The 20703-nt window shown below is 68.0% G+C and carries 19 protein-coding genes, 1 tRNA gene and 1 pseudogene; 10 read left to right on the forward strand and 11 right to left on the reverse strand.

The features are described 5' to 3' along the window. Positions 1-61 precede the first annotated feature (61 nt). The 5 genes from ACWPXK_RS23400 to ACWPXK_RS23420 all read right to left on the reverse strand — a co-directional run bounded on the left by ACWPXK_RS23400 (position 62) and on the right by ACWPXK_RS23420 (position 5992). Positions 62-1522 (reverse strand): DHA2 family efflux MFS transporter permease subunit, encoded by a 1461-nt coding sequence (locus tag ACWPXK_RS23400; protein ID WP_454198317.1) that lies wholly within the window; start codon positions 1520-1522, stop codon positions 62-64. A gap of 389 nt (positions 1523-1911) precedes the next feature. After that, positions 1912-2808, reverse strand: coding sequence for a glycosyltransferase family 2 protein (locus tag ACWPXK_RS23405; protein WP_454198318.1), 897 nt, complete (start codon positions 2806-2808; stop codon positions 1912-1914). 4 nt (positions 2809-2812) lie between these two features. Beyond that, positions 2813-3697, reverse strand: coding sequence for a glycosyltransferase family 2 protein (locus ACWPXK_RS23410; protein WP_454198319.1), 885 nt, complete (start codon positions 3695-3697; stop codon positions 2813-2815). Beyond that, a complete protein-coding gene (locus tag ACWPXK_RS23415; RefSeq protein WP_454198320.1) occupies positions 3694-4581 on the reverse strand; it encodes a polysaccharide pyruvyl transferase family protein in 888 nt (295 codons plus the stop codon). The genes ACWPXK_RS23410 and ACWPXK_RS23415 overlap by 4 nt, the downstream gene beginning before the upstream one ends. A gap of 28 nt (positions 4582-4609) precedes the next feature. After that, positions 4610-5992, reverse strand: a complete 1383-nt coding sequence (locus ACWPXK_RS23420) for an aldehyde dehydrogenase family protein (RefSeq protein WP_454198321.1) — start codon at positions 5990-5992, stop codon at positions 4610-4612. Positions 5993-6140: 148 nt separating this feature from the next. On the opposite strand from ACWPXK_RS23420, the gene ACWPXK_RS23425 reads away from it, so the two are divergent. From ACWPXK_RS23425 to ACWPXK_RS23450, 6 genes are all read left to right on the forward strand, one after another. After that, on the forward strand, positions 6141-7118 hold the full coding sequence (locus ACWPXK_RS23425; protein ID WP_454198322.1) for a glycosyltransferase: 978 nt from the start codon (positions 6141-6143) through the stop codon (positions 7116-7118). Further along, positions 7115-8080, forward strand: coding sequence for a UDP-glucuronic acid decarboxylase family protein (locus tag ACWPXK_RS23430; protein WP_454198323.1), 966 nt, complete (start codon positions 7115-7117; stop codon positions 8078-8080). Before ACWPXK_RS23425 ends, ACWPXK_RS23430 begins: the two co-directional genes overlap by 4 nt. Positions 8081-8178: 98 nt before the next feature. After that, positions 8179-9801 carry a carbamoyltransferase family protein gene (locus ACWPXK_RS23435; RefSeq protein ID WP_454198324.1) on the forward strand — a complete coding sequence of 541 codons (1623 nt, stop codon included), beginning with the start codon at positions 8179-8181 and terminating at the stop codon, positions 9799-9801. Next, a complete protein-coding gene (locus tag ACWPXK_RS23440; protein WP_454198325.1) occupies positions 9798-10799 on the forward strand; it encodes a glycosyltransferase family 2 protein in 1002 nt (333 codons plus the stop codon). The genes ACWPXK_RS23435 and ACWPXK_RS23440 overlap by 4 nt, the downstream gene beginning before the upstream one ends. 55 nt (positions 10800-10854) lie before the next feature. Beyond that, a complete protein-coding gene (locus tag ACWPXK_RS23445; RefSeq protein WP_454198326.1) occupies positions 10855-11799 on the forward strand; it encodes a glycosyltransferase family 9 protein in 945 nt (314 codons plus the stop codon). Continuing rightward, complete coding sequence (locus tag ACWPXK_RS23450) at positions 11792-13111, forward strand: UDP-glucose dehydrogenase family protein (RefSeq protein ID WP_454198327.1); 1320 nt, start codon at positions 11792-11794, stop codon at positions 13109-13111. The genes ACWPXK_RS23445 and ACWPXK_RS23450 overlap by 8 nt, the downstream gene beginning before the upstream one ends. Before the next feature lie 102 nt (positions 13112-13213). Here the strand turns inward: ACWPXK_RS23450 and ACWPXK_RS23455 are convergent, their stop codons facing one another. Next, the gene (locus ACWPXK_RS23455) at positions 13214-13420 is read right to left on the reverse strand and encodes a DUF4272 domain-containing protein (protein WP_454198328.1); all 207 of its coding nucleotides are present in this window, start codon (positions 13418-13420) and stop codon (positions 13214-13216) included. A 668-nt stretch (positions 13421-14088) separates the two neighbouring features. Beyond that, positions 14089-14730 carry a TetR/AcrR family transcriptional regulator gene (locus tag ACWPXK_RS23460; protein ID WP_454198329.1) on the reverse strand — a complete coding sequence of 214 codons (642 nt, stop codon included), beginning with the start codon at positions 14728-14730 and terminating at the stop codon, positions 14089-14091. 83 nt (positions 14731-14813) lie between these two features. On the opposite strand from ACWPXK_RS23460, the gene ACWPXK_RS23465 reads away from it, so the two are divergent. Both ACWPXK_RS23465 and ACWPXK_RS23470 read left to right on the forward strand, forming a co-directional pair. Next, on the forward strand, positions 14814-15551 hold the full coding sequence (locus ACWPXK_RS23465; protein ID WP_454198330.1) for an SDR family NAD(P)-dependent oxidoreductase: 738 nt from the start codon (positions 14814-14816) through the stop codon (positions 15549-15551). 38 nt (positions 15552-15589) lie between these two features. Continuing rightward, a complete protein-coding gene (locus tag ACWPXK_RS23470; RefSeq protein ID WP_454198331.1) occupies positions 15590-15730 on the forward strand; it encodes a mycothiol transferase in 141 nt (46 codons plus the stop codon). A gap of 26 nt (positions 15731-15756) precedes the next feature. Here ACWPXK_RS23470 and ACWPXK_RS23475 read toward each other — a convergent pair. Then, a pseudogene (locus ACWPXK_RS23475) lies at positions 15757-15882 on the reverse strand (IS5/IS1182 family transposase); the annotation flags it as partial. On the opposite strand from ACWPXK_RS23475, the gene ACWPXK_RS23480 reads away from it, so the two are divergent. Continuing rightward, positions 15851-16282, forward strand: a complete 432-nt coding sequence (locus ACWPXK_RS23480) for a hypothetical protein (protein WP_454198362.1) — start codon at positions 15851-15853, stop codon at positions 16280-16282. The pseudogene ACWPXK_RS23475 and the gene ACWPXK_RS23480 sit on opposite strands and share 32 nt — an antisense overlap. 23 nt (positions 16283-16305) lie before the next feature. Here ACWPXK_RS23480 and ACWPXK_RS23485 read toward each other — a convergent pair. Continuing rightward, positions 16306-16378: transfer RNA gene (locus ACWPXK_RS23485), tRNA-Asn, on the reverse strand. Between the two features lie 203 nt (positions 16379-16581). Here ACWPXK_RS23485 and ACWPXK_RS23490 point away from each other — a divergent pair. Then, positions 16582-16827: a hypothetical protein gene (locus ACWPXK_RS23490; RefSeq protein WP_454198332.1), complete on the forward strand. Its 246-nt coding sequence runs from the start codon at positions 16582-16584 to the stop codon at positions 16825-16827. A 73-nt stretch (positions 16828-16900) separates the two neighbouring features. On the opposite strand, the gene dnaG is transcribed toward ACWPXK_RS23490, so the two are convergent. Then, the gene (gene dnaG, locus ACWPXK_RS23495; RefSeq protein WP_454198357.1) at positions 16901-18820 is read right to left on the reverse strand and encodes a DNA primase; all 1920 of its coding nucleotides are present in this window, start codon (positions 18818-18820) and stop codon (positions 16901-16903) included. 623 nt (positions 18821-19443) lie between these two features. Next, positions 19444-20703, reverse strand: a complete 1260-nt coding sequence (locus tag ACWPXK_RS23500) for a deoxyguanosinetriphosphate triphosphohydrolase (protein WP_454198333.1) — start codon at positions 20701-20703, stop codon at positions 19444-19446.

Here is a 20703-nt window from a genome sequence, read left to right on the forward strand (position 1 = left end):
TTCATGCGGCGAAGCCCCTGGCGCTCGATGCGGCCAGGGGCTTCGTCGTGGCGAATCCTGGTCAGCCCTTGACCAGCTCGGGGGTCGTGGTCTCGGGATCCTCGGCTTCCGGGGCGGCGGCCCGGCCCGGCAACAGCACTGCCATGACGATCACGATCAGCGCCAAGACGGCGGAGACCAGGAAGGCCAGGCGCATGCCGTCGAGGGTGGCGGTGATGACGTCGGCACCCTCGGCGACGAGGGTGGTGCTGCGGGCCGACATCACCGTCACCACCAGGGCGGTGCCGAAAGCGGCGGCGACTTGCTGCAGGGTGCCGAGCATGGAACTGCCGTGCGAGTACAGATGCTGCGGCAGCGCACCGAGGCCGAGAGTGAAGACCGGGGTGAAGGCCGCGGCCAGCGAAATCATCAGCAGAATGTGCAGGGCCAGCAGCTGCCAGTACGGCATGGTCATCGAGATCTGGGTGAAACCGGCCAGCGACGCGGCGATCCCGATCGAGCCCGGAATCACCAGCACGCGTCCGCCGAACCGGTCGAACAGGCGCCCGACGGTCGGTCCGAGCAGACCCATCGCCAACCCGCCCGGCATCACCAGCAAGCCGGTGGCCAATGGGCTCAGGCCACGCAGGTTCTGCAGATACAACGGCAGCAGGATCATCGACCCGAGCATCGCCATGAACGCGACCGACATCAGCACCAACGCCTTGGTGTAGGTGCCGGACAGCAGAACCCGCAGATCCAGCAGCGGAGCGCCGGTGCGCTGCAGGCGCAACTGACGCCACACGAACGCGGCGATCAGGGCCGAGCCCGCGGCGACGATCAGCGCGGGACTGGCGAGGTTGCCGCTCTCGAACCGGCTGAGCCCGAACACCAGCCCACCGAACCCGAGCGCGGCCAGTGCCACGCTGACCGGGTCGATCTGCCCGGCTTGCGGTTCACCGACGTTCTCCAGCTGGCGCAGGCCCAGCCAGGCGATCACACCCGCGATCGGCAGCACGAGCAGGAAGAGCCAACGCCACGAACCGATCTGCAGCACCGCTCCGGAGATCACCGGCCCCATCGCGGGGGCCACCGAAATTGCCAGGGTGACATTGCCCATCACCCTGCCGCGGTCCTGCTCGGGCACCACCGTCATCAGCGTGGTCATCAGCAGCGGCATCATCACCGCGGTGCCGCCGGCCTGGATGATCCGTCCGAGCAGCAGCACCGCGAACGACGGCGCGATGGCCGACAGCGCGGTACCGGCCAGGAAGACGCCCATCGCCGCGGCGTAGGCCTGCCGGGTCGACACCCGCTGCAGGAACCAGCCGGTAGCCGGGATGACCGCCGCCATCGTCAGCATGAACGCGGTGGACACCCATTGCGCCAACCGATCGGTGATCTCGAGATCCTCCATCAGCCGCGGGATCGCGTTGATCATGATGGTCTCGTTCAGGATCACCACGAACGTCGCGAGGACCAGCACCCGGATGACGGTCGGTGTCCGCCCTCCCGAGGCGGGAGCTGATGGTTGGGCGGACATCGGATACCTCCGGGGCATGGGACGTGGTCAGGAAATACGTGGCCCGTTGCCGAGTCACCGGATCGCGTCCCGGCGCCACAGTGGTTGAGACGGAATCGGCTACTCGAACTCATCGGGCGCGGGTCAGTATTCCGGTCGGTACCGACACAAATCACCCGGTTTTCCCGCGACCCACCCCGCACCGTAATCGAAATTGCTGGTCAGCCAGCTTTCCCACGATCTGGCGGTACCGGATCGTGAGCCTGGTCACCAATCCGGAGGGTCATCGCCGCCCGGCGACATCTCAGGCGAAACCGCGATCGTCAACACCTGAACAGCTGTACCGGACCCGTCAGCCGATGAGCGGCGAGTCGCCGTGCGCCGAGCCTGAACGAAACGGGCGGTGAACGTCAGCCCACATAACGACGCGCGGGAGAACGGCGCTGGGAGTCTTCCAACAGAACGAGGCCCGCCTCCACGCGCGGGGGCAGAACTTTTCGTTCGCGCAGCACCCAGGGCAGTCCACGCAGAGTCTCCAGGACGGCCGCAGCCGTCGTCAGGTCGGCCGGGGCCGACCTGAGCACAACGGCGGTCCGCCGGGCGGCGCTTCGGGCCGGGCGGCGCAACCACAGCGTCCACAAGGTGTTCCGGATACCCAGTCGACGACGATGAGTCGGATCACGCGTGGGCGAAGGCTCATGATGGATCAGCATGTCCTCCACCCAGCACATCCACCAGCCATGCGCGGCGAGGTCGAGCGCGAACAGTTCCTCTTCGCCGCCGAACCACAAGCGCCGGGAGAAGCCGCCGACCTCCCGGAACGCGCTGACCCGGAAGGCGGACAGAGCTGCCATCACGCCGAGCAGAGCGGGACCGGGCAGCCAGTCGGGCCCGGGAACCGGTGAATCGCGCAGTTCCGGCGTGATCGGATCCTCGCGGAGGTCGGGCGCGACCAGGCACCGTCCGGTCACCGAACCCAGGCCGGGGTACTGGTCGAGCAGATCGGCCGCGCGGGTCAGGGCGCCCGGCTGCCATCGGGTGTCGTCATCGCAGAAGGCGACATAGGGCGTGACCACCCGCTCGACCGCGATGTTTCTGGCCACCGCACCCAGGTTCTCCGGCGAGCGGATGAGCTCTACGGCGGGAAACGCCGCGGCGACCGCGTCAGCGGTGCCGTCCGTCGACCCGTTGTCGACGAGGATGATCGGCGCCGCGTCGGCAAGCGCGGTCATGTGCGCAAGTGTCTCCAGCAGTTGTTCGCGCCGATTGCGGGTGATGATGACGACCGTCATTCGTTCCGTGGCCATCCGGTCACTTCCTTCCCTCGGCGAGTTCCAGGGTCCTGGCCCCGCGTTCCACCTCCGGCGGCAGCCGACGCCGCTGCGCCAACGCCCACGGCAGGCGGCGAATGACCCCCGCGATCGCCAGCAATGTCCCCGGCTCACGCACGGCACGACGCAACAGGCCGACGGATTCGGCCGCGCACCGCCGTAGCGGGCGCCGCATCCAGACGATCAACGCGTTGTTGCGCTGTTCGACCCGCCTGCGCCAGGCCTGAGGTGGTCGCCGCGCCGACGGGTGATGGTGGGCGCGCACGTCCGCCACATAACAGAGGTGCCAGCCACAGGCCGCGAGGTCCAGCGACAACAACCGTTCTTCGGCACCGAAATGCAGCAGCGGACTGAACCCGGCGGCCTGCAGGTACGCCTCCTTCCGGACGATCGCGGCACAGGCCAGGAAGCCGAGAACCAACGGACCCGGCAGGTCAGGGGGGTGCCCGAGCGGGCTGGTCGCCATCAGTTCGTTGACGGGATCGTCACGGTGGTCGGCGCCGACGAGCGTACGTCCCGCTACCAGGCCAAGCCGTGGATAGGCGTCCAGCACCCGCTCTGCTTCGGGGAGCGCGTCACCGGCCCACCACGAATCGTCGTCACTGAAAGCGACGTAGGGTGTCCGGGCGATCGCGACGCCGAGGTTGCGCGCCGCCGCTCCGAGATTGCGGGGCAGTCGGATGACCTGCACATCCGGGAATGCCTCCGCCGCGCCGACGGTGTTGTCGACGGAAGCGTTGTCCAGCACCACGATCTCGGGACGCGGGCGGAGCGCGCGTAACTCGGTCAGGGTACGGACCAATTCGGAAGCGCGGTTACGGGTGGCGATGACGACGGTGGTCTTCGCCAGGGTCCGAGGGCTCACGCCGACCGTCCCATGCGCAGCTCATCGAGCAGGTCCCGGGTCAAGGCATCGGCCGCAGGGAACTCACGTCGCCGCGCACGTTCGCGCCCCGCCGGCGACAGACACCAGCGCCACCAATGGTCGAACGCGCCGGTGTCGACGGTTTGCTCCGCGGATACCAGTGCGGGCCAGTTCAGCGCCCTTGCCTGCGCGGTGACCTTCCCTCCGCCCGCGATGGGATCCACCGCCAGGACCGGGACACCGGCCCGCAGGCCCAACACCAAGCCGTGCAGGCGAGTTGTGATCACCGCGTCGAGTCGGGAGAACACCGACGCGAGTTGGTCGGGCGTACGGCAGTGGCGCCATTCGTCGCGCGCCAGCCTGGTATCGAGCGGTAGTCGCGCGCAGTCGAGATCGCGGAGCCAGCGCACCAGCGCCCGATGCACCGACCGATGACGACGGGCCGAGCCGTATTCGGCCTGTCCCGGGGCGAATACGACGCCCACCACCGGAACGGGCACCGTGGACGCCGCGACGGCCATGTCCGGTCGCGCGGTGGACGGACCGTCGCGCGCCAAGACGCGGTCGAACCCGGTAACCGCCGCATCGGCCGGATCGAGAACGGAAACCCCCACCGCGATGCGCCGGCAGTTCGCATACCGTTTGTGCAGGAACCGCACCTGCTCGCCGTGGGCAGGTCCGCATACGAACACGAGGTGCGAGTAGCGCCCGGAGTCGGCGTCGTCCAGGTGCAACGCATCGGAGCGGAAACCCGGACTCCACGCCGTGTCATGGGGTATTTCCGCGGATGTGAGAGCGTCGCACACCCGGCTCATGCTCAAGACATCCCCGGCCGTCGCTTCCCCGTGCACGAAGCTGGGCCACCCCGTGACAAGTACCCGCATGTCTCGGCGATACCCGATGCACCGCAGGTCAATCGGCCGCCATCGGACGAAGGTGCACGACCTTCGTCTGGGTCATCTCGTCCAGCAATTCAGGTCCATAACCGAAGCCGGTGCCGCTGGCCCGGCGTGGGTGCGCCGCTCCGCCGGGCGCCCCACCGAACACCGCATTGATCTTCACGGTGCCGACCGGCAGTTCTCGCCAGGCGTGCTGCGCATTGGCCATCGACGGAGTGAGTACGGTCGCCGCGAGCCCGTAGTCGTCGCTCGCGGCCTCCGCGATGCCCTGGCCGAATGTTTCCACCACCCGGACCGGCGCGACCGGACCGAATGTTTCTTCCCGCATGATCCGCATTTTCGGCTCGCAGTGCGCCAGCACGGTGGCCGGATAATGCGCACCGGCACCGTCCGGCACGACACCGCCCGTCAACAGCTCGGCCCCGTGGTTCACCGCGTCGCACACGTGGGCGTGGACCTGATCGCGATGGCGCCGGTCGACCAACGGCGCCGGCTTCCACGACTCGGCTTCAGCGACCAGCGCCGCCAGAAAGGGCTCCGCGACGTCCCGGTGCACGAAGATCCGTTCGACGGACACGCAAATCTGACCGGAGTTCGCGAACGCGCCGAGCGCCGCCTGCCCGGCGGCCCACACGGGATCCACACCGGCGTCGACGACGAGTGCGTCATTGCCGCCGTTTTCCAGCAATGCCTTCGCTCCGGTGGTCGCAACGCTTTTCGCGATCGACCGTCCCGTGGTGGTGCTGCCGACGTGCGCGACGACGTCCACATCGGGGCGTGCGGCGAGCAGTGCGCCGGCCCTCCCATCGCCTTGCACCGTCTGCAGCACACCCTCGGGGAGCGGAGCGGCGAGCAGGTCGCCCAGCAGACCGCCGGTATGGGGTGCGCGTTCGCTCGGCTTGTACACGACCGTGTTTCCGGTGGCCAGCGCCGCGCCGAGCAAACCACAGGACACCGCGACGGGATCGTTCCACGGCGTCAGCGCGACGACGACGCCGCGAGGTTCCCACACCATGAGGTCGATCGCTTCGAAGGCTCCCTGAAGGCTCTTTCCTCGATGCACCGGCCCCAGTTCGGCATATTGCTCCAATGTCGCGGCACCGGCCAGCACCCCTTCCTTGCTCTCCGACCGCTGGCGTCCGGTTTCGACATGGTTGAGCTCGGCGAGTTCATCGGCACGCTCGCGAAGCGAGGCGGCGCCGGCACGTAGCGCGGCGGCCCGCTCCGCCGCCGGGGTTCGCGCCCACCTGGACTTGACCCGATTGGCCAGCTCTACCTGCTTCTCGATCTCCGCGATACCGGTCATGGGCACCTTGCCGACGGTGGCGCCGGTGGCGGGATCAAGGATCTCGATCGTTTCGGTTGCCGGAAACGTGGCAGCGTTCGGTCCGCTCATACCGCGGGCGATTGCCTGGCACCCACAGTTCAAACGCCGTTGGCGGCAACAGCCGCGCCAGTGCCGCCGCGGGGCAGTGCCAGGCACTCGGCGATACCGGTCCGGCGGGCCACGTTTGATCCGGCGGCAAGAGGCAAGAGCTATCGACATGGCCGAGACGATCGAACGGCTCACCGTGCTGCTGTGGCACGTGCACGGTTCGTGGACGACTTCGTTCGTCCAGGGACCGCACCACTACCTGATCCCTGTGCTGGAAGGCGGCGGGCCGTGGGGCCGCGGGCGGTGCGGCCGCGACTGGCCGTCCGCCGAGGACGTCCCCGCGGGTGAGTTGCGCGAAACCGAGCCCGATGTCATCGTTCTGCAGCGCCCGGAGGAAATCGACCTTGTCGAGCGATGGCTCGGTCGTCGTCCCGGCGCCGACATTCCGGCGGTCTACGTCGAGCACAACGCTCCGCGTCCCAGCGCGGCCACGACCAGGCATCCGCTGGCGGATCGCACCGATATCCCGATCGTGCACGTAACGCATTTCAACGATCTGATGTGGGACAACGGAAGCGCGCCCACCCGGGTCGTGCCACACGGCATCGTGGACCCCGGCGCGCTGTACACCGGCGAACTGCCGCACGGCGTAGCGCTGATCAACGAACCGATGCGGCGCGGAAGGATCACGGGAACCGATCTGTTGCCCGACTTCGCGATGGCGGGGCCGGTCGATTTGTACGGCATCGGAACGGACGGCTACGCGGCGGACCGGCCAACCGGACATCCGATTCGCGGAATCGGCGACGTCGAACAGTCGGCATTGCATCCGGAAATGGCGCGGAGAAGGGTATATCTGCACACCGCCCGGTGGACCTCGCTCGGATTGTCTCTCCTGGAAGCCATGCACCTCGCCATGCCGGTAGTTGCCCTCGCCACTACCGAGGCCGTAAGCGCGGTGCCGCCCGAAGCCGGTGCCATCGCTTCCGACGTCGCATCACTCACCGCGAAGTTCTCTGAATTACTCCACGAACCCGACTTGGCGGTGCTCGCGGGCAAGTCTGGACGGCAATTCGCGCTGGAGCACTACGGCCTCGACGTCTTCCTGCGCCGATGGAATTCCATACTCGCCGAGGTGACCGAATGAATACAGAACGTGCGTTGGTCACCGGCGGTTGCGGGTTCGTCGGATCACACCTGTGTGAGCAGTTGCTCGACGCGGGCACAGCCGTGGTCGCGCTCGACAACTTCGCTACGTCCACACCGGACAATGTGGCGCGACTGCTGGACCGCCCCGAGTTCGACCTCATACGGCACGACGTCACCGAGCCGTTGCCCCCGAGAGGCTCTTTCGACGTCATCTTCCATCTCGCGTCGGCGGCGTCGCCCCCGGACTACCTACGGCTGCCGATCGAGACGCTACGAGCCGGTTCGCTCGGGACCGCCAACGCCCTCGACCTGGCCGAACGGAATCGAGCTCGATTCGTGCTCGCGTCGACGAGCGAGGTATACGGTGACCCGGCCGTCCACCCGCAGCCCGAAAATTACTGGGGTCACGTCAATCCGGTTGGTCCGCGCAGCGTCTACGACGAGGCGAAACGGTATGCCGAGGCGTTGACTATGGCATTTCGCCGGGAACGGGGCGTGAATACCGGAATCGCCCGGATTTTCAATACCTACGGTCCGCGCATGCGTACCGAAGACGGCCGGATGGTGCCCACATTCATCGCTCAGGCATTGTCGGACGCACCACTCACCATCGCGGGAACCGGCGAGCAGACCCGCTCGCTGTGCTACGTCGACGACACCGTGCGCGGCCTGCTCGCGCTGGCGTCCACCGACTTTCCGGGACCGGTCAACATCGGCAATCCACATGAAGTCTCGGTGCGGTGCCTCGCCGAGGAAATCCGATCCGCGACCGGTAGCCGGTCCACTGTGCGGTATGTCGACAGCGCGATCGATGATCCGAAGCGGCGCTGCCCGGATATCTCGCTGGCCCGGCGCGAACTGGGCTGGGCGCCATTGGTCGACAGGGCGGAGGGGCTGCGCCGCACGATCGACTGGTTCGCCGGCCGCACGGCCGTGTCGGCGGAAGAGTCGCTGCGCTGATCAGCGCGCCGGTTTAGTGGTGACTTCGGCGGGTAGCGCCCCCCTATACGTCAGCGGGCAGACCGGCAGGTCCCGCGTCTCGAGTAGAAAGGCGGCCCGTGCGCATTCTCGGAATCAACGCGGTATTCCACGATCCTGCTGCTGCCCTGATCGTGAACGGCGAAATCGTCGCGGCCGCCGAGGAAGAGCGGTTCACACGTCGCAAGCACGGCAAGCGGCCGGTGCCGTTCTCCGCGTGGGAGCTGCCCGAGCAAGCGGCCGCATGGTGCCTGGACCGAGCGGGAATACGTCCCGATCAGCTCGACGCGGTGGGCTACTCCTACGACCCGAGGCTGGTCGATCATTCGCTCGGCGGTCTCGACCGGAAAAGCGAAGCGACCCGAACGGACTACGCCCACAGGGCGCCTGCATTTCTCCAGGCCGCATTGCCCGGCCTCGATCCCACGATCGTGCGGTTCGTGCGACATCACCTGGCGCATGCCGCGTCCGCGGCGCTCGCGGCCCCGTTGGGTGACTCCGCGGTCCTGGTGGCCGACGGACGCGGCGAACGCCACTCGTATCTCGCCGGAGAATACCGCGACGGCAAGTTCGTGGAGTTGGCGTCACAGCAGCTGCCGCACTCACTCGGGCTGATGTACGAGGACCTCACCGAACATCTCGGATTCGCCCGGTCGAGCGACGAATACAAAGTCATGGCTCTCGCCTCCTACGGCACGCCGAGGTTCCTCGACCGGTTCCGGGAACTCGTGTATTCCACCGGTGACGGCGGTTTCCGAACCGAACCCGTCGACTGGGAGTGCTTCGCACCGGCCGTGACCGGCGGTGAGCTCGGCCAAGACCATGCCGACCTCACCGCGAGTGTCCAACGACGACTCGAAGAGGTGTTGTTGGAGTTGACTTCCTGGCTGCATCGTCAGACCGGACAGCGGAACCTCACGCTGGCCGGTGGCACCGCGCTGAACTGCGTGGCCAACACCCGGCTGCACGCCGAAGGCCCCTACGAACGGATCTGGGTGCAGCCCGCGGCGGGTGACGCGGGCACCGCGCTGGGTGCCGCGCTCCAATTGGCGGCCGAGTTCGGTGAGCGTGTCACCCCGATGCGGGGGGCCGACCTCGGCCGCGAGTGGACGGACTCGGAGCTGGAAACCATGCTCCGCACGGCGAAGCTCAGGTACACGAGATCCGCGGACATCGCGGCCGACGTGGCGCAAGCGCTCGCGGAAGACCAAGTGGTGGCCTGGTTCCAGGGCCGGGCCGAATTCGGCCCGCGGGCACTCGGGCATCGTTCGCTCCTCGCGCATCCTGGCTGGTCGGCGAATCTCGAACGCCTCAACGATGTGAAGGGGCGAGAACAGTTCCGGCCGCTCGCACCGATGGTGCTCGCCGACCGGGCGTCCGAGATCTTCGGACGCGGACCGTTGCCGAGCCCGTACATGCTGTTCGTCCACGATGTCGCCCCGGCGTGGCGCGCACGAATCCCCGCCGTGACGCATGTGGACGGCACCGCGCGGGTGCAAACCGTCGACCCCGCGGACAACCCCGTCCTGGCAAGGATGTTGTCGGAGTTCGACAGGCGCACGGGTTTGCCCGTGGTGGTCAACACGAGCCTGAACACCGCGGGGCGGCCGATGGTCGATTCGCCCCGCGACGCCCTCGAGTGCTTCGGTTCCGCCCCGATCGATCTGCTGGCCATCGGCTCCTTCCTGGTTCGCCGCTCATGAAGGCCCACATCCTGGACTACAGCGTCGTGATTCCGACGACGGGGCGGGAGAGCCTTCGGTTGCTGCTCGAGTCGCTCGACACCGCGGCCGGTCCGAGGCCACGGGAAATCATCGTGGTGGACGATCGGCCCGGAGGCGGGGAACTACCGTTGCCCGACACAGTGTCGCCGGTGCGGGTCATCCGCTCGGGTGGCCGCGGACCCGCCGCGGCGAGGAACGCGGGTTGGCGGCACGCCTCCGGCACGTGGATCGCCTTCCTCGATGACGATGTGATCACCGCGGCGGATTGGCCTGCCCGCTTGGCCGACGACCTGCACGGTCTCGATGAGAAAACGGCCGCTTCCACAGCGCGTATCGAGGTTCCGCTGCCAAAGCACCGCCGACCGACCGACGACGAACGAGGAACCGCACGACTGGCCACCGCGCGGTGGATCACAGCGGACATGGCCTACCGCCGGTCCGCGCTGGTCGAGGTCGGCGGCTTCGATGAACGGTTTCCGAGGGCATTTCGAGAGGACGCCGATCTGGCGATGCGGGTCTGCCTCGCCGGTTACGTCATCGCGCCCGGACAACGGCGCACTCGCCACCCGGTCCGCAGATCGGGGCCCATGGCCAGTGTCCGAGCACAACGTGGGAACGCCGACAACGCGTTGCTGCGGCGGAAGTACGGCCGGCGGTGGCGTCAGCGCATCGGCGAAGGCGACGGGCTCCTCCCCCGCCACGCGCTCGCCACGGCCGTGGGTGCGGTGGCCATGGTGCTCGCCGCTGCGGGCCGTAAACGCTCCGCTCTCGCCTTCGCTGCGGTCTGGACGGCGCTGACCGGCGAATTCGCCGCGCGCCGGATCGCGCCAGGGCCCCGCACACCCGGCGAAATCGGCCGGATGGCGGTGAGCAGTGCGCTGATTCCACCGGCTGCGTGCTGGCACCGCCTGCGCGGCGAGCTGCGCCACCGGCACGCGACCCCGGCCGAAGCCATACGGCTGGCGGGTGCGCGGTGACGTGCCGGGCGCTGGTGGCCCGCGTCGTGTGCGCATCGGGAGAGGGATCGTGGCCTTGACCGCCTCGATTCTCGTGCTCCGCGCACTCGGGCTCGGCGACCTGCTGACCATCGTGCCCGCTCTGCGCGGGCTGAAGAACGCCTACCCGGACGACCGTGTGGTGCTCGCCGCGCCGGAAGCGCTGCGCATTCTGGTCGACCTCATCGACGCGGTCGACGAACTGCTGCCGACCGCGGGACTGGGTGCGCTCCAATGGGCGGGCGCACCGCCGAGGCTGGCGGTCAACTTGCACGGCAGCGGGCCGGAAAGCATCCGTGATCTGCTGGCGCTGCGTCCGGACACGCTGCTCACCCACCATCATCCGGACTTCCCTGAGCTGCCCGGCCCCCAGTGGCGTGACGACCTGCACGAGGTGCATCGCTGGTGCCGGCTGCTGGAGTACGGCGGGATCGACGCCGATCCAACCGCGCTGCTGCTGCCCGAACCACCGCAGCCCGCTCTCGAGTCGAACGTCGTCGTAATCCATCCCGGCGCGGCCTATCCCGCACGTCGCTGGCCATCCGAACGTTTCGCTCGGGTGGCCCGGGAACTCACTGCCAACGGCCACCGAGTGGTGATCACCGGTACGCGCGGCGAAAGACCGTTGGCGAACTCGGTCGCCGAGAAAGGGGGCTTACCGCCCTCAGCGGTCTACGCGGGACGCACCGACTTGGTCGAACTCGCCGCGCTGGTCGCCGACGCGGCACTGGTCGTGTGCGGCGACACCGGCGTAGGGCATCTCGCCACCGCCTTCGGCACACCGTCGGTAGTGCTGTTCGGCCCCACGCCTCCGCACCGGTGGGGGCCGCCCGCCGCCGCGAAACACCACGTAACGCTGTGGGCCGGGCGCCTCGGCGATCCACATGCCGCCTATCCGGATCCCGGGCTGCTCCTGGTTCGACCAGAACATGTTCTGACGGCCGCAACCGGGTTGCTTGGACAGAAGGTGCGCCATGGGTAGTCGCGTCGGTGTGGTAGGTGCCGGGTATGTGGGGCTCACCAGTGCCGCTTGCCTGGCCCACTTAGGACATCATGTCGTCTGCATCGACAATGACGAGTCCAAAGTAGAGGCTCTTCGCGCTGGTACGGTCTCGATCGTCGAGCCCGGCTTGCCGGAACTGGTTCGGGAAGGGCTGTCGGAGAACCGGCTCGTCTTCACATCCGACCCAGGGTCGCTCCACGAATGCGAAGTGGTCCTGTTGTGTCTTCCCACGCCGATGGGCACCGGTGGTACGGCCGATCTAGGTGTACTCGAAGACGCGCTCCAGACGCTGTCCACCGTCCTGCCGCCGGATTGCGTGCTCGTCACCAAGTCCACCGTTCCGGTGGGGACGGCGGAGCGGATCGCCGCACGGTCGGGTCTCGCGCGCACGGCGGTCGTCAGCAACCCCGAATTCCTCCGGGAGGGCCACGCGGTGCACGACTTCCTGCACCCCGACCGGGTCCTCATCGGTGCGGCCGAGCGGGATCGGGAAGCGGCCGACCGTGTCGCGACACTGTACGCCGGAACGGGCGCGCCGGTACTCCGATTGGACTCGGCCAGCGCGGAACTCGCCAAGTACGCCAGCAACGCCTTTCTCGCGGTCAAGATCTCGTTCGTGAACACACTGGCCGAACTGTGCGAACGAGTGGGTGCCGATATCACGAAGGTCACCACCGCGATGGGAATGGACGATCGGATCGGCCCGGCTTTCCTCGCACCAGGCCCCGGCTGGGGCGGCTCGTGCCTGCCCAAGGACACCCGCGCTCTCTTACGCGCCGCAGAGGAATTGGGGTTGGACTTCGCAATGGTCCGTGACGCCCTGCGAGCCAACGACCATCAACACGCGATGGTGCTGCGCAAGATCCGCCGCGCGGTCACCGGCGCGGTCGACGGCTCGCTGTCGGGTACACGGATCGGCGTGCTCGGCCTCACGTTCAAGGCCGGGACCGGGGACATGCGCGACTCCCCCGCCGTCACGATCGCACGACAACTTTCCCATCACGACGCCACCGTCACCGCTTACGACCCGTGTGTCCCGTCGTCGCGCACCCTCGACGGCATCCGGGTGGTGGACGACCCGTATCTGGTGGCGCGGGACGCCGGCGCCATCGTGATCCTCACCGAGTGGCCCGAGTTCCGTTCGCTCGACTGGGCGAGGCTCGCGACCGACGTCGAGCGGGCCGTGATCGTGGACACCCGAAACCTGCTCGACGAGCACCTGCTGAGCGGCACCGGTTTCACGTTGCTGGGCACCGGCACCGCCTGGTCTTCCGCTGACGGACGAACCTGAAAGTCCTTGTGCCGCACCATGTGGATAGGCGTCGCCATCAGGTCCGACGCCCCTGTACAGCCCACCGGCTCGAACCTGCCGGATATGGGACGTTCCCGTCTTCTATTCTTCGTCGGCATCCCATTCCGACTCGCCGGCACAGGCAATCCAATGCAAGGCATAGCACCGTTCTGCTACCAGCATGGGATCCAAGCCACCGGCGCTTTCGCCATGCTGCTCATATATATCCTCCATCAAACGATTGAGGAAGAAATGGGCTTCGGCGGTGCGACGAACCAGCGAACGAGATAGACACCAGTCTCGCTGCACGCCTCGAACGTCACCAAGTCCTCTACCGAGGCAATCACCGCTTCTTCTCGATGCGCATCTCGAGCGCCTTCGCCCGACGTTCCTTCGCCCGCAGCACGTTGGCCCAAGTATCTGCCCCATTATTCCTGCCGGGCATAGCTTTTCTCCTTCCTGTGGGAGTGGGCCCGCAACATCTAGCGCCCAAACCGTCCGAGCGAATACAGGAGAATCCACGCGCGTTTATCGGCGGAAGATACAGGAGCCGCCCGGGGGCTAGCCTGTACGCATGGGCCTCGGGGAACGGCTCTAGAGCATCCGTAAGCGGCGCGGACTCACCCACGCGAGCTTGCGGACTCCGCCGGTGTGTCCGTGTCCCTCATTTGCAAGATTGAGCAGGGCGAGCGGGACGACGCCCGGATAAACTCACTGCGCCGCCTTGCTGTTGGCCTCGGCTGCCCGCTGACGGCTCTACTCGGCCCGGCCCCCGACATTCCAGACGATGACAGCAACAGCGCCCTGTGGGTGCCCACACGAGACGCGCTCACGCGCCCTGCGGAGAATGAGGCGATGCCGGCACCTGGCCTAGGTGTACTACCCAGGGAGGTTGGTCAACCGGCTGATGGGGTCTTGCGACCGATGGCGGTGTGTTGCCGGTGGTGATTGTAGGTGCGTAGCCAGGCTGGCAGGGGTTAGTTCTCGCGGGCCGGACTGTGCCCGGTTGCGAGGCGTTTCTGCCCCTCGGGCATCGGCAGGACCGCCAGTGCGGTGTCTGCAATGTTCCGCAGCGTCTCCGGGTCCAGGCCGGCCTTGCCTACCGCCTCGATACCGCGGACCACGGTCAGCAGCAGTGCCGCCAACCGCTCCGGATCCGCAGCGCTATCGATGTCGCCGTGGCGCTGGGCGGCGCTGATCTCCGTCCGCAGCAGGGTCAGCAGTGCCGTCATGGTCTCGGCCGACCGTCCGGCAACCGTCGGATCGCGCTGGGCCAGTTCCGCCGCGCCCTTGGCCAACAGGCACCCGCGGCGCTCGGTGTCGGAGGCGGTGTTCTCCGCCATGAGGTGCACGTATCCCGACAGCCGGGCCAAGGCCTCTGCGTCCGGGCCACCTGTCAGCCGCCCTTCGGCCACCTCGACGACTGCGGTGCACCAGTCGCCGAACACACGGTGGAACAGCTTGCCTTTGTCGCCGAATGCGCCGTACAGGCTGCCCTTGCCCAGGCCGGTCGCCTGGGCGATGTCGTCCATCCGGGTTCCTGCATAGCCGGTCGCCCAGAACTGTTCCCGGGCCCGCTTCAGGACTTGGCGTTCGTCGAATGCGCGTGGTCTCGGCATGGTCTCAGACTATCCATTCTTGACTCGATCGTCCATTAATGCCTATGTTATGGACGATCCATTCCATAACTGAAGGGTTCGACATGGCAGGCGTACTGCAGGAGAAGGTGGCCGTGATCACCGGAGGGACCAGCGGGATCGGGCTGGCCATCGCCCACCGCTTCGTCCGGGAGGGCGCACGGGTCTTCGTGACCGGCCGGGACATCGACCGCCTCGAAGCGGCAGTCAAGGAGATGGGCCCTGCGGCCACCGGCATACGATCCGACGTCTCGGTCCTGGCCGACCTGGACGCGCTCTACGCGCGGGTCCGCGAGGAGGCCGGACGCATCGACGTGCTGGTAGCCAACGCGGGAATCGTCGCGGACGCCGCGCTCGGCGCCCACACCGAGGCGAACGTCGACCTGACGCTCGCCGTCAACGTCAAGGGCCCACTATTCACTGTTCAGAAGGCGCTTCCGCTGCTGGCGGAGAACGCCTCCATCCTGGTCGTCGGCTCGAGCAACAGCGTGCGGCCCAATGAGCAACTCGAGGTCTACAGCGCCTCGAAGGCGGCGGTGAGCAACCTCGTGCACAACTGGGCCCGGCAGTCGCGGGAGCGCCGATTCCGGGTCAACGTGCTCAGCCCGGGACCCACGCGGACCCCTGGCCTGCTGGGCGCCGCGGGGCCGGACGTCGACCAGTTCGCCGAGGCCGTCGTGCCACTGGGGCGGCTGGCCGACGCCGAGGAAATCGCCGAGGCCGCCCTCTTCCTGGCTTCGGACGCCTCGTCGTTCGTCACCGGCGCCGAACTCTTCGCCGACGGCGGCTACACCCGGGCCTGAACGACGGCCGGTGGTGCGCATCCGGTTCCCGCGAAGCGATGGGGCGCACTCCCGACTGCCGCTCCGGCAACGCCAGCCTCCGCTGGATGCTCATCCATCTCGTCGAGGAGACCGGACGGCACGCGGGGCACGCGGACATCGTGAGGGAGCTGCTTGACTGGGCGAAGGGGTACTACTAGGTCTCTCCGGTGGGTCGCGACCGGAGTCAAAGTCGGATCGAGGCAACGGTGACGGCGCCGTGGAAGACGTAGGCGCGTTTGTCGAACTTCGTCGCCACAGCCCGGAAGTTCTTGAGGGCATTGATCATCCGCTCCACCTCGTTCCTGCGTTTGTCGGCAAAAGACGGCGAAGTGGGTGGCCTCACCAGCAACATGCGACGCGGCTTCTACTGGAAGCCGTACACGGCGACTGTGGCCAGCGTCGAGCCCGACGGGCACGAACATGTATATGACGTGGCTGTGGCTGACGTGCACGCCTTCGAGGGCAACGGCATCATGCTCCGCAGCTGTGGCGAGATCACGGTCGCGGGCCACACCGGGTCGTCCCCGTTCCCATCTTCGATGTGCCCCACCGAGGGCACGAGTCTGCGACGTTCACCCGTCGAGCCGGAAGCGACAAGCCAATGGGCCCTACCCACAGGCGAAACGGCGCAGCGCAAGGAGGTTTGGACCGGAATTCTTTGGCGTATTCTTGGTCGCAGCCCGCAGACTAAAGCAGGTCAGGCACGATGAACATGCCTGACCTGCTGGTTATGCTCCCCCATCTGGACTCGAACCAGAAACCTGCCGATTAACAGTCGGCTGCTCTGCCAATTGAGCTATAGGGGATTGTTATCGGCGCGTCCGGTGGCTACCGGGCGGGCCGAGGAGAAACTTTAGCGTATCGCTGGGCGGGAGCCCAAATCGTGTCGCTACCTGCTGACTTGTTCGCCGACCGCGGGGTGCGGGCAGCGGGGATCCGGATCGACACGCGTATGGGGCGTCGGGCAGGATAGGAGCGGCGAACTGGCAACTGGGAGGAGCACATCGAGATGCTGCGGTTGATCATCGGCATTGCGGCCGGGTACGTACTCGGCAGCAAGGCCGGGCGGGCTCGCTACGAACAGATCAGCGCCGCGACCCGCACGCTGACCGAGAGCCCGGTGACCCGCAAGCTCGTGCTCGTCGGCAGGCAGAAACTGGCGGACAAGCTCAGCACCCGCCCCCGCCTGGAGCCGATGGAACCGCTCGACGAGCGGACCACCGTCCTGGTGCCGCACGACCAGTTGCGTCGCTGACCTCGGCCAACAGGGAACGGCCACAGCAGACGGCACAGGGTGACTGTGCGCGGAATCACGCCGCCGTGCGCCCCTACGCTCCGGTGGCGAAGTCGCCGTGGTTGCCCATCGCCTGGGTGAGCAGGCTCTTGCGATATTGCTCCAGCGCGACGAGGTCGCCGAAGAGGGCGAAATAGGCGTCCGGCTGTTCGGTCGACGACACCCGCTGCAGCTTGGACTTGAGTTCGGCGATCTGCCTGCCGACCCAGGCCTCTTGGGTGCGCGCCAGCACACCGGCGATGAAGCGCGGGATGTCCGCCTCCGACTTCACCGGCAGCGGCTCGTTGGCCAGCTCGGACAGCAGCGCGCGCACGGTCAGGTCGTCGGTGCGATCGGCGACGGCATTGACCCACTCGGCGCCGCCGAGCCCGGCCGCCGTGCCGCCCGCCGCGGCGATCAGCGTGCGAACCACCGCGTAGGCGGGATGGGTGAACGCTTCGGACTCGAGCGCGTCGAAACCCGCGCCGGCCATAGCTGGGTATTGGAGGGCCGCCGCCAGCACCTGTCGTTGCGGCAGGAGCGTGGGATCGTTCGGATTGGGCCGTGCCGCAGGATGTTCGGCGACCACTTCGCGCGGCGCGGGCGCGCGACCCGTCGTGGGGCGCCCGCCGCCGTTGCGATTCCGCTTGGCCTCCTCGCCGACGCGGCGCACGACGGTCTGGATGTCGTCCCAGCCAACCCAGCCGGCCAGTTTGGTGGCGTAAGCCTTGCGCAGCGCGTTGTCCTTGATCTGCGCGACCACCGGCACCGCACGGCGCAGCGCCTCGACCTGCCCCTCGGCGGTATCCAGGTTGTGGTCGGCCAACAGCCCGCGAATCACGAACTCGTACAACGGAGTCCGACGCGCGACCAGGTCGCGCACGGCGGCGTCGCCGGAATGCTGCCGCAGTTCACACGGGTCCTGCCCGTCCGGCGCGATGGCGATGTAGGTCTGGCCCGCCAGTTTCTGGTCGCCCGAAAAGGCTTTCAGCGCCGCGGCTTGGCCCGCGGCGTCGCCGTCGAAGGTGTAGATGATCTCGCCGCGCCAGAAATTGTCGTCCATCATCAGGCGGCGCAACAGGGCCAGGTGCTCGTCGCCGAAGGCGGTGCCACAGGACGCGACGGCGGTTTTCACACCGGCCAGATGCATCGCCATGACGTCGGTGTAGCCCTCGACCACGACCGCCTGGTGGCCCTTGGCGATCTCGCGCTTGGCGTGGTCGAGACCGAAGAGCACCTGAGACTTCTTGTACAGCAACGTTTCCGGCGTGTTGATGTACTTGCCGGGCATGGTGTCGTCGTCGAAGAGCTTGCGCGCGCCGAACCCGATGACGTCGCCGCCGAGGTTGCGGATCGGCCACAGCAGACGCCGGTGGAACCGGTCGATCGGGCCGCGCTGGCCCTGCCTGGACAGCCCCGCGGCCTCCAGCTCCTTGAAGTCGAACCCCTTGCGCAGCAGGTGCTTGGTGAGCGCGTCCCACCCGGCGGGGGCATAGCCGCAGCCGAACTGCTGGGCGGCGGCCGCGTCGAAGTTGCGATCGGTGAGATATTTGCGCGCCGCCTCGGCGCCCGGCTCGCGCAACTGGGCCATGTAGAACTCGTGCGCCGCCGCGTTCGCCGCGACCAACCGGGAGCGGGTGCCGCGATCGCGCTGCACCGAGGTGCCGCCGCCCTCGTAGTTGATCCGGTAGCCGACCCGGTCGGCCAGCTGCTCGACCGCCTCGACGAATCCGACGTGCTCGATCTTCTGCAGGAAGGCGAACACGTCGCCGCCCTCACCGCAGCCGAAGCAGTGGAACAGGCCGTGGTTGGGCCGCACGTGGAACGACGGCGACTTCTCGTCGTGGAACGGGCACAGGCCCTTCATGGAATCAGCGCCCGCGCGTTTCAGCGCGACGTACTCCCCCACCACGTCTTCGATCCGGACGCGTTCGCGTATCGCCGCGATATCGCGATCAGGAAGTCGTCCGGCCACGGGACAGAGTCTAGGCGAACCCGGGCGGTGCCACGCCCGCGCGGCTCGTCGCACCGGCGGCTGCCCCGCCCTTGTTCAGCGCGCCGCGGGCCGACGACGGATTTTCCACCGGCCCGCGCCCTTTTATGCGGCTCCCTCTGCCCGAGCACAACTGCGGACAAACTTCGTCCCGCCGCGCCCGCGAGGCGGCTAGCTTGCGCTCGGCCCGGCACGGGGCTGCACACACACAGACTTCATCCGGCTGCGCCTCATCCCGCTGCCCCTACGCTCGGCCCGGCCCAGGTTGCCCACCGACTCCGGCTGCGCCGCACGCGGGGCCCTACGCTCGGCCCGACACGGGGCTGCACACAGACCTCACCCGCCTGCGCCTCACGCCACTGCCCCTCGCTCAGCCCGACACGGGGCTGCACACAGACCTCACCCGCCTGCGCCTCACGCCACTGCCCCTCGCTCAGCCCGACACGGGGCTGCACACAGACCTCACCCGCCTGCGCCTCACGCCACTGCCCTCGCTCGGGCCCCGGGCCCAGGGTGCACAGGAACTTCATCCGGCTGCGCCTGATGCGGGGCCCTGCACTCGGCCCGGCACGGGGCTGCACATGGGCTTGGTCTGACTACGCCCGTCAGGCGCTCAGCTCGACGGCGACACGCTCCAAGCGGCTTTCGGTGTAGGAGGCGATCTGATCGACGATGACGCGCACGCGGGCGGTGTCGCCGGTGGCCGCCTCCCAGAACGGCAGCAGCACCGGATCGAGGCCGTGCGGGGCGGTGGCCAGCAGCCGATCGGCCACCGCGAGGATGCGTTCGCGCTGGGCGGCCTGCCGCAGCCGGTGCGCCGGGTCGGACATCACGTAGCGCAGCGCGACCGTCTTCAGCAACGCGACCTCGGCAGCGGCGATGCGCGGGACCTCCAAGTCGGCGGCGTAGCGGGACAGCGGTTGCGGCCCGGCGAGCGCTTTGGTCGCCATGATCGCGGCGGTGGCGAAGCGGCCGACGAGCTCGCTGGTGAGGCGCTTCAGCGCGACCGAGGCGGTGAACGTGCCGTCGTACCCGGTCGCCGCCGCGACCACCGGTAGCTCCGACAGCCGTTGCGCCGCGGCGATCAGCTCGTCGGCCGCCAGCGAATGCTGGAACTGGCCGAGCGCCGCCAGCGCGTCCTGTTCGGCGGGGTCGGCCAGCGCACGCAGATCGATGCGACCGGCGAGCACGCCGTCCTCGACGTCGTGCACCGAATAGGCGACGTCGTCGGACCAGTCCATGATCTGGCATTCCAGGCTGCGCCGCCGGTCCGGTGCGCCCTTGCGGATCCACTCCAGACGCTCGGTGTCGACGTCGTAAGCACCGAATTTCGTGCCGGAACCCATTCGGCCCCACGGGTATTTGAGCGCCGCGTCCAATGCGGCGCGGGTGAGGTTGAGGCCGGCGCTGGTGCCGTCGGACTCCAGCACTTTGGGTTCGAGACGGGTGAGGATGCGCAGGTTCTGCGCGTTTCCTTCGAACCCGCCGTAGGCGTCGGCGAAGGTGTCCAGCGCCGTCTCGCCGTTGTGGCCGTAGGGCGGGTGGCCGATGTCATGGGCGAGACCGGCCAGGTCGACCAGGTCCGGATCGCAGCCGAGGCCGTCGGCGATGCTGCGGCCGATCTGCGCGACTTCGATCGAATGGGTGAGCCGGGTGCGCGGCGTGTCGCCATCGCGCGGGCCCATGACCTGGGTTTTGTCGGCCAGCCTGCGCAGCGCGGCGGAGTGCAGCACGCGGGCGCGGTCGCGGGCGAACTCGGTGCGGTGGCCGTTGTCGAACTCACTGCGCGGCGGGCCGAGTCCCGCGGTCTTGGCGCCCTCGACGACGAGGCGTTCGCGGTCGTGGTCGGTGTATCGGCCGCTCAT

It is taken from the genome of Nocardia sp. Marseille-Q1738, assembly GCF_965283145.1.